At 69.6% G+C, this 14595-nt stretch carries 13 protein-coding genes; 5 read left to right on the forward strand and 8 right to left on the reverse strand.

The window, feature by feature from the left end:
- Positions 1 to 9: 9 nt before the first annotated feature.
- On the forward strand, positions 10 to 804 hold the full coding sequence (locus tag AB0B82_RS07075) for a sugar nucleotide-binding protein (protein ID WP_360163554.1): 795 nt from the start codon (positions 10 to 12) through the stop codon (positions 802 to 804).
- Here AB0B82_RS07075 and AB0B82_RS07080 read toward each other — a convergent pair.
- From AB0B82_RS07080 to AB0B82_RS07090, 3 genes are all read right to left on the reverse strand, one after another.
- Entirely contained in the window at positions 776 to 1222 is a 447-nt protein-coding gene (locus AB0B82_RS07080; RefSeq protein WP_360163556.1) for an OsmC family protein, read from the reverse strand. The genes AB0B82_RS07075 and AB0B82_RS07080 overlap by 29 nt on opposite strands.
- Positions 1223 to 1263: 41 nt before the next feature.
- Positions 1264 to 1914, reverse strand: a complete 651-nt coding sequence (locus AB0B82_RS07085) for an SDR family oxidoreductase (protein WP_360163558.1) — start codon at positions 1912 to 1914, stop codon at positions 1264 to 1266.
- Between the two features lie 68 nt (positions 1915 to 1982).
- Positions 1983 to 3866 (reverse strand): propionyl-CoA synthetase, encoded by a 1884-nt coding sequence (locus AB0B82_RS07090; protein WP_360163560.1) that lies wholly within the window; start codon positions 3864 to 3866, stop codon positions 1983 to 1985.
- A 49-nt stretch (positions 3867 to 3915) separates the two neighbouring features.
- Here AB0B82_RS07090 and AB0B82_RS07095 point away from each other — a divergent pair, with 49 nt between their 5' ends.
- On the forward strand, positions 3916 to 4848 hold the full coding sequence (locus AB0B82_RS07095) for a threonine/serine dehydratase (RefSeq protein WP_360163562.1): 933 nt from the start codon (positions 3916 to 3918) through the stop codon (positions 4846 to 4848).
- On the opposite strand, the gene AB0B82_RS07100 is transcribed toward AB0B82_RS07095, so the two are convergent.
- Positions 4841 to 5449, reverse strand: coding sequence for a rhomboid family intramembrane serine protease (locus AB0B82_RS07100; RefSeq protein ID WP_360163564.1), 609 nt, complete (start codon positions 5447 to 5449; stop codon positions 4841 to 4843). The two genes, AB0B82_RS07095 and AB0B82_RS07100, sit on opposite strands and share 8 nt — an antisense overlap.
- A 112-nt stretch (positions 5450 to 5561) precedes the next feature.
- Here AB0B82_RS07100 and AB0B82_RS07105 point away from each other — a divergent pair, with 112 nt between their 5' ends.
- Positions 5562 to 6773 carry a Cmx/CmrA family chloramphenicol efflux MFS transporter gene (locus AB0B82_RS07105; protein WP_360163566.1) on the forward strand — a complete coding sequence of 404 codons (1212 nt, stop codon included), beginning with the start codon at positions 5562 to 5564 and terminating at the stop codon, positions 6771 to 6773.
- Here AB0B82_RS07105 and AB0B82_RS07110 read toward each other — a convergent pair.
- Positions 6715 to 8130 (reverse strand): APC family permease, encoded by a 1416-nt coding sequence (locus tag AB0B82_RS07110; RefSeq protein ID WP_360163568.1) that lies wholly within the window; start codon positions 8128 to 8130, stop codon positions 6715 to 6717. The two genes, AB0B82_RS07105 and AB0B82_RS07110, sit on opposite strands and share 59 nt — an antisense overlap.
- A 418-nt stretch (positions 8131 to 8548) precedes the next feature.
- Here AB0B82_RS07110 and AB0B82_RS07115 point away from each other — a divergent pair, with 418 nt between their 5' ends.
- Entirely contained in the window at positions 8549 to 9496 is a 948-nt protein-coding gene (locus AB0B82_RS07115; RefSeq protein ID WP_360163570.1) for a helix-turn-helix transcriptional regulator, read from the forward strand.
- 5 nt (positions 9497 to 9501) lie between these two features.
- Here the strand turns inward: AB0B82_RS07115 and AB0B82_RS07120 are convergent, their stop codons facing one another.
- From AB0B82_RS07120 to AB0B82_RS07130, 3 genes are all read right to left on the reverse strand, one after another.
- The gene (locus tag AB0B82_RS07120) at positions 9502 to 10074 is read right to left on the reverse strand and encodes an HNH endonuclease family protein (RefSeq protein ID WP_360163572.1); all 573 of its coding nucleotides are present in this window, start codon (positions 10072 to 10074) and stop codon (positions 9502 to 9504) included.
- Between the two features lie 201 nt (positions 10075 to 10275).
- The gene (locus AB0B82_RS07125; protein WP_360163574.1) at positions 10276 to 11034 is read right to left on the reverse strand and encodes a peroxide stress protein YaaA; all 759 of its coding nucleotides are present in this window, start codon (positions 11032 to 11034) and stop codon (positions 10276 to 10278) included.
- A complete protein-coding gene (locus AB0B82_RS07130; protein ID WP_360163576.1) occupies positions 11034 to 11978 on the reverse strand; it encodes an aldo/keto reductase in 945 nt (314 codons plus the stop codon). The genes AB0B82_RS07125 and AB0B82_RS07130 overlap by 1 nt, the downstream gene beginning before the upstream one ends.
- 114 nt (positions 11979 to 12092) lie before the next feature.
- Here AB0B82_RS07130 and pepN point away from each other — a divergent pair, with 114 nt between their 5' ends.
- A complete protein-coding gene (gene pepN / locus AB0B82_RS07135; RefSeq protein ID WP_360163578.1) occupies positions 12093 to 14549 on the forward strand; it encodes an aminopeptidase N in 2457 nt (818 codons plus the stop codon).
- Positions 14550 to 14595: the final 46 nt, after the last annotated feature.

Here is a 14595-nt window from a genome sequence, read left to right on the forward strand (position 1 = left end):
AGTTGTCGCGTGAGGCTGCTCGTCACCGGAGCCACCGGACTTCTGGGGCGTGAGCTCCTGCGCATCGCCGGCCACGAGGTCGTACCGGCGTACCACTCGCAGGGGCTGCCGGGCGGTGTACGGCTCGACGTGTGCGATCGCGACCACGTCCACGAGGTGATCAGCGCCGTACGCCCGGACGCCATCGTCCACACCGCCTACCGGCAGGACGACTGGGCAACCACGGCCGACGGCGCGGTCAACGTCGCGCTCGCCGCCGGCGATGCGCGTCTGGTGTTCGTGTCCACCGATGTCGTGTTCGCATCCCGGGACACGCCGTACGCGGAGCACGAGCAGCCGTCCCCGACGACGCCGTACGGCGCGTCCAAGGCGGCCGCCGAGACAGCGATCCGGGCGCTCCTGCCGTCAGCGGTCATCGCGCGGACGTCACTCATCATCGGATCGGACGGCCGCTCTGCCGAGGAGCAGCGGGTACGTCGGCTCGCCGCCGGTGAGCCGGGCGCGTTCTACACCGAGAACGTACGCTGCCCCGTGCATGTCACCGACCTGGCGGCCGCGCTGCTCGAACTGCTGACCTCGGACGTCACCGGTGTCACGCACGTGGCCGGCCCGGAGGCGCTCAGTCGCCTGGAGCTCGGTCGGCTCATCGCGCAGCGCGACGGACTCGACCCGGAGACACTGCCCGCGGTCCCGGGTGAGCCGTCGTACGTCCGGCTGGACTGCCGCCGGACGCAGGAGCAGCTGAAGACCCGCCTCCGGCCGGCGAGCGAGTTCCTCAGAGGTTCGGCCCGGATCCCTCGTTGACGGTCGTGGTGACCGGCGTGCCGATTTCGACCGTGCGGCTGACGGTGCAGAGCCGGTCGTGGGACATCTTGACCGTGCGCGGCAGCGCTTCGCGGGCCTTGTCGCCGTCCGCGCCCTCGGGGAAGTGCACGGTGAACTCGACCACGAGGTTCTCCATCCGGTTTCCCTCCTCGGCGTCGCGGATCTTGTCACCTCGCACCGTGGCCCGGAACTCCGTCGGCTCGGCGCGGCGGCTGACGACCATGTCGACGTCGATCGCCGAGCAGGTGCCGATCGCCGCCAGCAGCAGCTCCACCGGGGTGAAGTCAGTCGCCTCGCCGCCGGAGCCGACCCGGATGGTTCCGCCGCGGGCGTTGCGCACCTCGTAGCTGCTGTTCGCCAGGCGCTCGAAGCTGACCTGCCGCAGAGTGTCTGCCATATCGTCGCTGTCCTGTCAGTATTCGGTTGCTTGTGGCAACATCAAAGGTTCTCGAGCGCTTCGCGGACCGGGGTGTCCCCGCCCACCAGCTCGAGCGTCCGGCCGATCGCGGCCGGAGTGTCACAGAGGCCGGCCAGCACCAGCGCGACGTCGTCGCGGCTGATCTTGCCGTTGCCGGTCTTGTCGGCCAGCTTGACCTTGCCGGTGCCGGGGTCGTCGGTCAGGCCGCCCGGGCGCAGCACGGTCCAGTCCAGGTCACGCCGACGGAGGTCCTCCTCGGCGGCCCACTTGGCCTTCAGGTAGATCGTGAAGGTCGAGTCGTCGGTCAGCGATTCGGCCCGGTCGGCGCCCATCGAGCCGACCTGGATGTGCCGCCGGACGCCTGCTCGCTCGGCAGCGTCGGCGAACAGCGCGGCCGCGCCGCGATCGACGGTGTCCTTGCGCGCGTTACCGCTGCCGGGACCGGCACCGGCGGCGAAGATCGCCACGTCCGCGCCGGCCAGCACCTCGGCGACCTCGTCGACACCGACCTGCTCCAGGTCGAGGACGGCGGCCTGCCCACCGGCGGCCGCGATGTCCGGCTCGTGGTCCGGGTTTCGCACGATGCCGACGACCTCGTGTCCGTCGGCACTCAGCAGCCGAGTCAAGCGCAACGCGATCTGTCCGTGGCCACCCGCAATCACGACTCGCATGCCTGCAGCCTAGCTCGCGTGCAGAAACCGGCCGGCGAAGCGGCGGGTTGCCGACGGCAACGGCGACGTCAGCCTTCCGATCCGCGCAGCACCGGCCGCAGCGCGTCGAGGACCGCCGCGTCCTCGATCGTCGACGGCACCGGCTCGTCCCGCCCGTCCGCGATCCCGCGCATCGTCCGCCGCAGGATCTTCCCGGACCGGGTCTTCGGCAGCGCATCGACCACCGACACGTCCCGAAACGCGGCGACCGGCCCGATCTCCCGCCGTACCGCGGCCACCAACTCGTCTCGCAGGACGTCCTCGGAAACGGACGCACCTGCCTTCAGTACGACGAACGCCCGCGGCAGCTGCCCCTTCAACGAATCGTGGACGCCGATCACCGCGCACTCGGCCACCGCAGGGTTCGACGCGACGACCGCCTCGATCGCACCGGTCGACAGCCGGTGACCGGCCACGTTGATGACGTCGTCGGTGCGGCCCATGACGAAGATGTAGCCGTCGTCGTCGATGTACCCGCCGTCACCGGTCAGGTAGTAGCCGTCGTACTCCTTGAGGTAGCTGTCGATGTAGCGCTGGTCGTCGCCCCACAGCGTCGGCAGCGCGCCGGGCGGCAGCGGGAGCTTGATCGCGATCGCGCCTTCCTCGTGCGGCAGCAGTTCCTTGCCGTACGGGTCGAGGATCTGCACGTTCCAGCCCGGCATCGGCACGGTCGCCGAGCCAGGTTTGGTCGGCAGCGGCTCCAGACCGCGTGGGTTGGCCGCGATCGGCCAGCCGGTTTCGGTCTGCCACCAGTGGTCCACGACCGGGACGCCGAGGTGCTGATGCGCCCAGTGGTACGTCTCCGGGTCGAGCCGTTCACCCGCCAGGAACAGCGTCCGGAAGGTGTCCAGCGGGTACTTCGTGAGCTCGGTGGCGTCCGGGTCGACCTTCTTGATCGCGCGGATGGCTGTCGGCGCGGTGAACAGCGCCTTGGCGCCGTGCTCGGAGATGACCCGCCAGAACGCGCCCGCGTCCGGCGTACCCACCGGCTTGCCCTCGTACAGGACCGTCGTCGCGCCGACCAGCAGCGGCGCGTAGACGATGTACGAGTGCCCGACCACCCAGCCGACGTCGGAGGCGGTCCACCAGACGTCGCCCGGGCCGATGTCGTAGATGTTGCGCATCGTCCACGCGAGCGCCACCGCGTGGCCGCCGTTGTCGCGGACGACGCCTTTCGGGCGTCCCGTCGTACCGGACGTGTAGAGAATGTAGAGCGGGTCGGTGGCCGCGACTTCGACCGGTCCGGCGGGCTGCGCCTTCGCGATCAGCTGCATCCAGTCGACGTCGCGCTCACCCAGCTCGGCCGCGGCCTGTTCGCGCTGGAACACCACCGTGTGCTCCGGCCGATGCGACGCGATCTTCAGGGCCTCGTCGACGATCGGCTTGTACTCGACAATCCGGGACGGCTCGATGCCGCAAGACGCGGCGACGATCACCTTCGGTCCAGCGTCCTCGATCCGGGCGGCGAGCTCGCGCGGGGCGAACCCGCCGAACACCACCGAATGGATCGCGCCGAGCCGCGCGCAGGCGAGCATCGCGACGACCGCCTCCGGGATCATCGGCATGTAGACGATCACCCGGTCGCCCTTGCCGACGCCGAGCGCGGCCAGCGCACCCGCGAACGTCGCCACCTCGTCGCGCAGCTCGGCGTAGCTGTACGAGCGGCCCGTCCCGGTGACCGGCGAGTCGTAGATCAGCGCGGTGCGTCCGCCGTCGCCGGCTTCGACATGCCGATCGAGGGCGTTGTACGACGTGTTCAGCGCGCCGTCGGGGAACCAGCGGTAGATCGGTGCGTGCGTGGCGTCGATCGCCCGGGTCGGCGGCCGCGTCCAGGTGATCGCCTCGGCCGCGGCGAGCCAGAACCCGTGCGGATCCTCCAGGCTCTGCCGGTAGCTGTCCTCGTACGCGCCCATGACCTGGCCTCCCAACCGTCGGCTCAGTCCATCGTGGCAGGGTTGAGGCATGACGGTAAGCCTCGACGTGAGCCCCGACGACGTCCAGCAGGCCGCGGCCCGGATCGCCGGGCGGGTACGGCGTACCCCGGTGATCGACATCGCGCCCAGGTGCACGTTCAAGCTCGAACTGCTCCAGCACACCGGCTCGTTCAAACCACGCGGCGCCTTCAATCGGCTGCTGTCCGCGAAGGAGAACGGTGAACTACAGGGTCAGGGCATCGTCGCCGCGTCCGGCGGCAACCACGGCCTCGCGGCGGCGTACGCGGCCCGCGAACTCGGCGTACCGGCGCGGATCTTCGTGCCGGAGACGACGCCCGCCGCGAAGCTCGGCAAGCTGCGCACGCTCGGCGCGAACATCGTGCAGATCGGATCGGAGTACGCCGAGGCGTACCAGGCGGCCGTCGCGGAACAGGACAAGACCGGCGCGCTGCTGGTGCATGCCTACGACCAGCCGGAGATCATCGCCGGTCAGGGCACGGTCGGCCTGGAGCTGCTCGAGCAGGTCGACGGGTTCGACACGGTCCTGGTCGCGGTGGGTGGCGGCGGGCTGATCGCCGGGATCGCGACGGCTCTCGGCGAGCACGCTCAGGTCGTCGGCGTCGAACCGGCCGCCGCGTCCGCGATGCACCGTGCCCTCGAGGCCGGCACGCCGACCGATGGTCCGGTGAGTGGCGTCGCCGCCGACTCACTCGGGGCCCGGCGACTGGGTGACCTCGCCTTCGCGGCGGTGCGGGCGCAGGGGGTGCAGTCGGTGCTCGTCGACGACGAGGCGATCGTTGCCGCGCGCAAGGAGCTGTGGAGCGGTTTCCATCTCGCGACCGAGCACGGCGGCGCCACGGCGTACGCGGCGCTGACGTCCGGCGCCTACAAGCCGGCTGCGCACGAGCGCGTTGTCGTGGTGGTCTGCGGCGCGAACACCGACCCCAGCACGCTTATTTGACGCGCTGCTGCCGGTCGTCGGCCAGCACCCAGGCGGCGAGCGCACCGGCGATGGCACCGAACAGGTGCCCCTGCCAGGAGATCCCGTCCTGCGGAAGCAGCCCGCCGAGCAGCGCGCTGCCCCACACCATCACCACGACGACGCCCAGGAGGACCTGACCAAGACGCCGGTTGAACAGGCCGCGGAGGATCAGGTACGCCGCATACCCGAACACCAGGCCGCTCGCGCCGATCGTGATCGTGTTGGCCGGGGAGATCAGCCATGTCCCGAACCCGCCGATCACCGTCACGATCGCGGTCACCGCGAACAACCGCGCCGCACCGCTGACCGCGATCAGAGCGCCAAGCGTGACCAGCGGCAGCGTGTTCGAGATCAGGTGCCCGAACCCGAGGTGCAGGAACGGCGCGGTGAGGATGCCGATCAGGCCGCGGCCCTCCCGCGAGATGATCCCGTACTGGTCGAGGGCGCCGTCGATCGCCGTGTCGACGATCTCGGCCAGCCACATGAGCCCGACCAGGGCGACCAGCAGTTTCAGCCCACCACCGATCTTGGCGGTGTCCACGCTCCGCCCAGTCCGCTTGGCCGGCGTCTGGAAACTCATGTATCTACGATGCCGCACTCCCCCAAGTCTCACTCCGTGAGGGGGCGCGCCGGAAACGGAACGTGATCTCTGCGATACTGCCGGTGGCATCCGTCGGGGTGAGGGAGAACAGATGCCGATCGCCGTCTACGTCCTCGGCCTGAGCATCTTCGCGCAGGGCACGTCCGAACTCATGCTCGCCGGCCTGCTCCCCGAGCTCGCCGCCGATCTGCACGTCTCGATCCCGCGCGCCGGCCTGCTGATCTCCGCGTTCGCGGTCGGCATGCTCGTCGGCGCCCCGGTGCTCGCGGTCGTCACGCTGACCTGGTCACGCCGTACTGCGCTGCTGTTGTTCCTGGCGCTCTTCGCCGCAACCCACGTCGTCGGCGCGCTGACGTCGAGCTACGCCGTACTGCTCGCCACCCGGATCGTCGGCGCGTTCGTGTACGCCGGGTTCTGGTCGGTGGCCGCGGTCACCGTCGTGGCCCTGGTACCGGCGACCAGCCGCGGCCGGGCGATGAGCATCGTCACCGGCGGGCTCACGATCGCCACCATCGTCGGGCTGCCGCTCGGGACCGTTCTGGGGCAGCGCCTCGGCTGGCAGTCGGCGTTCTGGACCGTGGCCGGACTGTGTGTGCTCGCGATGGTCGGTGTGCTCGCGACGCTGCCGGGTCGGCGCCCGGCCCCCGGGAGTACGCCACGGCTTGCCGACGAGATCAGAGTGCTGCGCAACGCGCGGCTCTGGCTCGCGTTCGGCACGACGGCGTTGGTCACGGCGACGATCCTGGTCGTCTTCAGCTACCTCGCGCCGCTGCTGACCGACGCCGCCGGGCTGCCTGCCGCCGCGGTACCGGCCGTGCTCGCGCTCTACGGCGTCGGGTCCTTCATCGGGATCACAATTGGCGGCCGGTTCGCCGACGCGACGCCGTTCCGCACACTGTTCATCAGCATCGTCGGGCTGATCGCGCTGTCCGCCGCCCTCGCGGTCACCACCACCTTGCCTGTGGTCGTCGTCGTGGTGACCGGCCTGCTCGGCGGCTTCGGATTCGCGGCCAACCCGGCGCTCAACGCACGCGTGTTCAGTCTGGCCGGCTCCGCGCCGACACTGGCCACCGCGACGAACTTCTCCGCGTTCAACGTCGGCATCACGGCCGGACCCTGGCTCGGCGGCCTGGCGATCGACGCCGGCGCGGGATACCCCGCGCTCGGCTGGATCGCGGCAGCCACCGGAGCCGCGGCGCTGGCAACCGTCGTGTTCGCGGCCCACGTCCCGGAACGGCCCGCCGTCAGTTCACCGGACCCTGCGGATCGAGGTGCGTCGGGTCGAAGTCCGGGTGCCGGTTGAACACGTACTTGTTCAGCAGCCACGTGATCGCCCACAGCCCGACACCGATCAGCATCAGCCAGCCGGCGATCTTGTAGTCCGCCGACGCCCGCCCGGACAGCGGGCTCGCCAGGTACACGCACAGCACCGCACCCAGCACCGGCAGCACGGTCGGCGCGTGGAAGTGCTTGTGCTCGACCCGGTCCTTGCGCAGCACCAGCACCGCGACGTTCACAATCGCGAACACGCACAGCAGCAGGAACGCCGTCGTACCACCGAGCGCCGCGAGGTCGGCGTACCCGATCAGCAGGAACGCGAGCAGCGTCGTGAACAGGATCGCGATGTACGGCGTCCGGCGCCTGCGCAGCACGCGACCGAGCGGACCGGGCAGCACCTGCTCGTGCGACATGCCGTACAGCAGGCGGCTGGCCATCAGCATGTTGATCAGCGCCGAGTTCGCGACCGCGAACATCGTGATCCATGCGAACAGCTCGAGCGGGAACCCGGGCGCACCGGCCTGGACGACCTTGAGCAGCGGAGTGGCGCCCTGGTTCAGGTCCTCCGGCGAGACCAGCGTGACCGCCGAGATCGCGACCAGCACATAGATGACGCCGGTGATGCTCAGGCCGATCAGCATCATCTTCGGGAAGATCCGCACCGGGTCCTTGGTCTCCTCGGCCATGTTCACCGAGTCCTCGAAGCCGACCATCGCGAAGAACGCCAGCGCCGTCGCCGCGGTCACCGCACCGAACGCCGACTCGCCCTCGGCGGTGTGGAACTCGGTCAGCCGCGAGGTGTCGCCGTCGCCGCCGATCAGCGCCCACGCGCCGATCGCGATGACGATCAGCAGACCGCTCAGCTCGACGCAGGTCAGCACCACGTTCGCCTTCACGCTCTCGCCGACACCGCGCAGGTTCACCAGCGCGATCAACGTCATGAACCCGAGCGCGGTGATCATCAGCGCCGCGCCGCGGTCGGTGTCGATGTGGGCGGCCGAGAAGAAGTTCGCCGCGAACGCCTTCGAGGCGCTGGACGCCGACGTCAGACCCGAGCACATCACCGCGAACGTCAGCAGGAAGGTCAGGAAGTGGATCCCGAAGGCCTTGTGCGTGTAGACCGCGGCGCCGCCGGCCCGCGGGTACTTCGTGACGAGTTCGAGGTAGCTGGTCGCGGTCAGCAGGGCGACCACGAACGCGCACAGGAATGGCAGCCAGACCGCGCCGCCGACCTCACCCGCGACCTTGCCGGTCAGTGCGTAGACGCCGGTGCCGAGGATGTCGCCGACCACGAACAGCAGCAGGAGCCCGGGCCCCATCACCCGTTTCAGCTCGGGGCGCTCGCCGGCCTTCTTCGCGGCGGCAGCCGTACTGTCACTCATTGTGCCTCCCTGGATCCGGTGCGTCAGTGGACCATATCCGGGGGTGCATCGGCGAGGCCATCACAGACACCTGTTCGTGGCCCGTGTTGCACCTTCGTCTCATCGTCGCACCGGGAGCCGCCGAGCGCGCCTGGACACGCATGCCCGAACTCGCGCCGATCGGCGCTACCTCGCCAGGCTGCTGGGCCGGGCCGGGCACGGTGGCAGGGCGGGGCGGGGTGGCAGGGCGCGGGCGCGCGCGTTGAGGCTTGACCGAGCGTCCCCTGTTCGGTCCGCGCGCGCCCGGCACCGTCAGACATACCCCACCGGAAAGCGCTTCGCACCTGTGTTTCCTGACCGGGCACTGACGTATGTCAGACATGGCGCGAAGTCGCCAATTGGTTCGAGTCGCGTCCGAGGCACGAGATAGCCTGATCGAATGCTGGAGCTGGTTGGGGTGGAGCAGCCTGATGAGGAGGCCTACCGAGCACTGTTGTCGACGCCGGGATGCAGCATCCGCGACCTCGCCGGCGCCCTCGGACGCGATGCGCACGACGTCGCCGCGACGGTCGGCCGGCTGGAGAAACTCGGTCTGCTGACCAGCACCTCCGACGACCCGGTCCGGCTGCTGCCGACCCGTCCGGACGTCGCGGTCGACGCGCTGGTCGCCGTCCGGCGGGCCGAGCTCGACCGCGCCCGCGCCGAGGCCCGGGTGCTGCTGTCCGAGCTCAGCACGCAGGAGCAGCACCGTCCGGAGAACCTGGTCGAGGTGATCGTCGGTCAGGAGGCGATCGCGGCGCGGTTCGCGCAGCTGCTCACCGGTACCCGCCACGAGCTTCAGGTGATCGACCGCCCGCCGTACGCCTCGAAGACCGGCGAATCCGAACCGCGTGTTCGCGGGCTGCTCAGCGAAGGCGTGGTGGTGCACGGTCTCTACTCCCCCGACTCCCTGGACATCCCAGGCGCCGTGGACGACGCGTACAGCGCGGTCGACGCGGGTGAGACGTCGCGGATCCATCCGCAGGTGCCGATGAAGCTCGCCGTGTTCGACCGGAAGATCGCGCTGCTGCCGCTGTCGGTCGACCAGCTCGTCGACAGCGCACTCGTCGTCCACCCGTGCGCGCTGCTCGACGCGCTGATGGAGATGTTCTGGCTGCTGTGGGATCAGGCTGTGCCGGTCGTCCCGTCGGCGAAGGCGGATCCGACGGACGCGCGACTGATGACGCTGCTCGCGGCCGGGTTCAAGGACGACGCCATCGCGCGGCAGCTCGGCCTGAGCAGCCGAACCGTCGGCCGGCGCGTGGCCGAGCTGATGGAGACGCTGGGCGCCCGGACCCGTTTCCAGGCCGGTATCCACGCCCAGCGCCGCCGTCTCCTCGACGACTAAATACTTCAGCAGGTGCCGAGCATCTGGGTGAGCGCGGTCTTCTCCGCCGACTGCAGCGAGAGCTTGTAGGTGTACTTCACCCAGATCCATTCACGGGCATAGATGCAGTGCACCGAGCTGTTGGTCGGCTTCCACTCCGCCGGGTCCTTGTCACCCTTCGACCGGTTGCTCGACGCCGACACCGCGATCAGCTGCGCGATCGTCAGGTTGTTCGCGAACTCCTGCCGTTTGGCCTGCGTCCAGCCGCTCGCACCCGACCGCCATGCCTCGGCGAGCGGGACGATGTGGTCGATGTCGACCGACGAGTCGTCCTCGACCCAGGTCGCGTCGTACACGCTGTACCAACGCCCGGCAGTCGGCTCGCAGTCACTGTCGACGGTGACGCCGGAGCCGTCACGCTTCAGCACCTGGTCCCGGGTGTCACACGTCCCGGATTGGGTGATCCAGTGCGGGAACTTGTCCCGGCTGTACCCGCTGCTCGAACCTTCGGCCTTGACGGTCAGGCTCGCCAGTTGGGTTGCAGCGGTGCTCGCCGACGGCGGGGTCGGCGGATAGGCGGCCGCAGGCCCGGCACTCAACGTCCAGGCGGTGACAACAGCTGCTGCGGTGGCAGAGGCAGTAATGGCACGTCGACCACGGGGTCGGCTACGGGGTTGACTGCTGGGTCGCATCGGTCAGGCCTCCGAGGTAGGGCGGAATCCCCCCTGAACGTTGCTGCCCTCAGCCTTCCCCGATCACGGACCGTAGGAAACCACTCACGAGTTACAGTCGAATGAACGTCAGTCGTGTTCCACGACGGTCAGTGTCCAGCCGGAGTTCGTGCGGTCGAGTTCGGCCTGCCACCGATCACCGATCAGTTTGTGGAGGGACTTCGGGGTGCCGGGGTCCTTGCCGGACTCGAGCAGGTAGCGGGCGACCAGGCCGCGGGTGTGTTTGGCGTTGTGGGACACCACCGAGCGGACGCCGTTGCGTTCGCGGACCACGTTCACCGACACCCACTTGTCCGCTTGCGCACCGGTCGGACGCCACGCGGCGACGTACGTCGAGGAGCGGCAGTCCACGATCACGCCGGCCGCCTCGGACAGTACGGCGTTGAGCGGTTCGCGCCAGACCGACGCGAGCGGGCCGTGGCCGGGCAGCGTCGTCCCCATCGAGAGCCGGTACGGCGGGACGCGGTCGGACGGCCGCAACGCGCCCCAGGCTGCCGAGATGACGAGCAGACGGTTCGCGGCACGGCGCTTGCTGCCTGCGGACAGCGACGCGTGGTCGAGGGCGTCGTACAGCACGCCGGAGTACAGCTCGGAGACCGGCACCGACGGCTCGGTGCGCCAGCGCGTGTTGCGCTCGACCTCGTCACGCAGTGATGCGCCGACCTCGAGCACCTCGTGCGCATCGGCCGAGGCGGAGACCTTCGCCAGCGTCTCCAGGACCTGCTCGCGCACCGGATTCAGCTCCGGGAACGACAACGTCGAGAAGTCCACCGCACGCCCACGCGCCCGCCCGGTCTTCCCCTCGGACGGCGGAAGCAGAATCAGCATCAGGTGAGCTCGTCCAGGGCGGCCAGGTCGGCGGCGGTCGGCTCCCACAGGCCGGCGCGGACGTTCTGCTCGATCTGCTCCGGGCTGGTCGCGCCGGCGATCACCGACGCGACCGCAGGCTGCGCCGCGAGGCCGCCGATCGCCACGTCGATCATCGACAGGTCGCGCTCGGCCGCGAACGTCTCCAGCGCCTCGATCTTGTCGAAGTCGGCCCGCGCCAGCCGCTCGGGCTGACCCGCGAGCCGCGTGCCCTCCGGCGGCTCGGCGCCGCGCTTGTACTTCCCGGTGAGCAGACCGGACGCGAGCGGGAAGAACGGCAGGATGCCGATCCCGAGATGCTCGCAGGCCGGCACCAGCTCGTCCTCGACATCACGCTCGAGCAGCGAGTACTGGTTCTGGGCGCTGATGAAGTGCTCCAGCCCGTTCGACCGGGAGGTCCAGTCCGCGTCGACGACCTGCCAGGCTGCGAACTGCGAGCTGCCGATGTACCTGACCTTGCCCTCGGCAACCAGTTCGGAGAGCGCCGCGAGGGTCTCCTCGATCGGCGTCACCGGGTCCGGGAAGTGCAGCTGGTAGAGGTCGATCCAGTCGGTACCGAGCCGCTGCAGGCTCGACTCGACCGCCTTGCGGATGTACCGGCGGGAGCCGCGCACGCCCCAGTCCGGGCCGTTCACGCCGCCCATGTCACCGCCGAACTTGGTCGCGATCACGACCTCGTCGCGGCGTGATCCGAGCGCCTTGCCGAGCAGTTCCTCGCTGAATCCGTGCTCGCCGCGGTAGATGTCCGCGGTATCGAACAGCGTGATTCCGGCGTCCAGCGCGGCGCTCACCACCGCCTCCGTACGGCCCGCATCCAGCCGCCGTCCCAAGTTGTTGCAGCCCAGCCCGACCACGCTGACCGTCAAGCCCGAATCCCCGAGCTGCCGGTACTCCATTGACCTCATCCACGTCCTCGCTTCGCTCCGGGCGCGGATGAGGCGCAAACCGCGCTGTGCTTGATGATGCCCTCGCTCCGCTCGTGCATGTACTCAGCCTAGTCACCGCATACAGTGGCCCTCATGCCGAGTCTCACCGTCGACGGCGCCCGTACTCGGGCCGCCGCCCTCTCCGTCCAGTCGTACGACGTCGATCTCGACCTCACCCAGGGCGATCGGACGTTCGGGTCCACCACCACGATCAGGTTCACCGCCTCGGAATCGTCGACCTGGGTGGACGTGAAACCCGACCAGCTGCGGTCGGTCACGCTGAACGGTACGGCGGTCGACGTCGCCGGACTGAACGACGGACGGCTCGAGCTGACCGGTCTGCAGCCGGAGAACGAACTCGTCGTGGTCGCCACGATGCTGTACTCCCACGACGGCGAGGGACTGCACCGCGCGGTCGACGCCGCCGACGGGCTGCCGTACACCTATGCGATGTCGTTCCTGGACGCCGGCCCGCGGATCTTCGCGTGCTTCGACCAGCCCGACCTCAAGGCGCCGTACCGGATGAAGGTGACCGCGCCGCAGGACTGGCTGGTGCTCGGCAACGGAGCCGCGACTCAGGTCTCGCCCGGCCGCTGGGAACTCGCCGAGACCAAGCCGCTGTCGACGTACTTCGTCACCGTGGTCGCCGGGCCGTACCACCAGATCAAGGACGCGCACGACGGCATCGCCCTCAGCGTGGTGTCGCGGCAGTCGCTGAAGGACGCGCTGGACCGCGAGGCCGCCGACATCTTCGAGGTGACCAAGCAGTCCTTCGACGCCTACCACCGGATGTTCGGCTACCGGTACCCGTTCGGCGAGTACCACCAGGCGTTCGTGCCGGAGTTCAACGCCGGCGCGATGGAGAACCCGGGCTGCGTGACGTTCCGCGACCCGATGGTGTTCCGCTCGGCGGTCACCGACGGCGAGCGCAGCAGCCGGGCGCGCACGATCGTCCACGAGATGGCGCACCAGTGGTTCGGCGACACCGTGACGATGAAGTGGTGGAACGACCTCTGGCTGAACGAGTCGTTCGCCGAGTACATGGCGCACCGGGTGTCGACCGAGGCGACCCGGTATACCGACAACTGGATCGACTTCGCCTACATCCGCAAGTGGTGGGGCCTGCAGGCCGACCAGCGGTCGTCGACGCACCCGGTCGCGGCCGACGCGGTCAAGGACGCGCTCGCCTCGCTCGACGACTTCGACGGCATCTCGTACGCGAAGGGTGCCGCGGTTCTGAAGCAGCTCGCGGCGTACCTCGGCGACGACGTGTTCCTGGCCGGCGTCAAGGCCCACATCAAGGCCAACGAGTTCGGCAACGCCACCTTCGCCGACCTGGTCGCGAAGTGGACCGAAGCAGGCGCGGTCGGCCTCGAGGACTGGGCGCAGGCCTGGCTGCGGACACCCGGCCTCGACACGATCAGCGTGTCCCGGACGGACACCGGCATCCAGCTGCACCGCAAGGCACCTGAGGCGTACCCGGCGCAGCGGCCGCACAAGTTCGCCGTTGCCGGGTACGACGCCGAGGGCCGCCGTACGACGGTCGACGTCCTCCTCGACGCCGACTCACTGGACGTCGACCTGGACCCGTCGCTCGCGGTCGTGATCCCCGACGCGCGCGACGACAGCTGGGCGAAGATCCGGCTCGACGCCGACAGCCTGGCCAACCTCGTGCACCTGCTGCCGAAGATCGAGGACGGCGTGACGCGCGCCGTCGTACTGAACGGTGTCCGCGACGCGGTCGCCGACGCGGAGGTCGACCCGCAGGTCGGGTTCGACGTCGTCCTCGCGATGCTGCCGACCGAGACCAGCGACATCGCGGTCGGGACGTTGCTGAACTGGTCGAACACCCATCTGCTCGGCGTCTACCTTCCGTACGAGCCCTACCGCGGGCAGCTGGCCGCCGTACTGCGGGATCGGCTGGAGACCGTGGAGGCCGGGAGCAGCGTGCAGTTGTCGGTCGCGCGCGGGTTCGCGCGATTCACCGACGACGCCGACCGGTTGAAGGGCTGGCTGGCCGGCGACGGCGTACCGGAAGGCCTGACGATGGACGCCGACCTGCGGTGGATCGTCACGCTGCAGCTGGCCCGGCTCGGTGCGATCGGCGAGTCCGAGATCGACGCCGAGCTCGAGCGTGACTCCTCGTCCGAGGGCGTCGTCCACGCGACCCGGTGCCGCGCCGCGTTGCCGACGGTCGAGGCCAAGGAGCGGGCGTGGACGCAGATCATGACCAACGCCGATCTGCCGAACTACGAGCTCTACGCCGCGTGTGAGGGCTTCTGGCATCCGACCCAGGCCGAGCTCACCGCGCCGTACGTCGAGCGCTACTTCGCCGAGATCGCCGGCACCGAGAAGCTGCGTTCGGGCTGGGTCGTCGCGACCAGCGCGAAGCTTGCATTCCCCCGGTTCGCCATCGACCAACTCGTCGCCGACCGGGCCGCGGACCTGCTCGCCGACGAGTCCGTCGCGGCCGGTATCCGTCGGTCCGTGGGCGACAGTGTGGACGATCTGAAGCGTGCGCTCGCGGTCCGTTCGGCGACCGACGACTGACGAATAGTTCGCAGTCACACCGTGTTGTGACTAATGTGACTGGTGT

Origin of the sequence: Kribbella sp. NPDC048915 (genome assembly GCF_040649595.1) — a bacterium.
Classification (GTDB): domain Bacteria; phylum Actinomycetota; class Actinomycetes; order Propionibacteriales; family Kribbellaceae; genus Kribbella.

What these genes read in the sequence shown, in the direction of transcription:
- pepN (WP_360163578.1), top strand. Translation starts at nt 12,093, where the DNA reads ATGCCGAGTCTCACCGTCGACGGCGCCCGTACTCGGGCCGCCGCCCTC.
- AB0B82_RS07085 (WP_360163558.1), bottom strand. Translation starts at nt 1,914, where the DNA reads ATGCGAGTCGTGATTGCGGGTGGCCACGGACAGATCGCGTTGCGCTTG.
- AB0B82_RS07105 (WP_360163566.1), top strand. Translation starts at nt 5,562, where the DNA reads ATGCCGATCGCCGTCTACGTCCTCGGCCTGAGCATCTTCGCGCAGGGC.
- AB0B82_RS07095 (WP_360163562.1), top strand. Translation starts at nt 3,916, where the DNA reads ATGACGGTAAGCCTCGACGTGAGCCCCGACGACGTCCAGCAGGCCGCG.
- AB0B82_RS07130 (WP_360163576.1), bottom strand. Translation starts at nt 11,978, where the DNA reads ATGAGGTCAATGGAGTACCGGCAGCTCGGGGATTCGGGCTTGACGGTC.
- AB0B82_RS07110 (WP_360163568.1), bottom strand. Translation starts at nt 8,130, where the DNA reads ATGAGTGACAGTACGGCTGCCGCCGCGAAGAAGGCCGGCGAGCGCCCC.
- AB0B82_RS07115 (WP_360163570.1), top strand. Translation starts at nt 8,549, where the DNA reads ATGCTGGAGCTGGTTGGGGTGGAGCAGCCTGATGAGGAGGCCTACCGA.
- AB0B82_RS07125 (WP_360163574.1), bottom strand. Translation starts at nt 11,034, where the DNA reads ATGCTGATTCTGCTTCCGCCGTCCGAGGGGAAGACCGGGCGGGCGCGT.
- AB0B82_RS07090 (WP_360163560.1), bottom strand. Translation starts at nt 3,866, where the DNA reads ATGGGCGCGTACGAGGACAGCTACCGGCAGAGCCTGGAGGATCCGCAC.
- AB0B82_RS07080 (WP_360163556.1), bottom strand. Translation starts at nt 1,222, where the DNA reads ATGGCAGACACTCTGCGGCAGGTCAGCTTCGAGCGCCTGGCGAACAGC.
- AB0B82_RS07100 (WP_360163564.1), bottom strand. Translation starts at nt 5,449, where the DNA reads ATGAGTTTCCAGACGCCGGCCAAGCGGACTGGGCGGAGCGTGGACACC.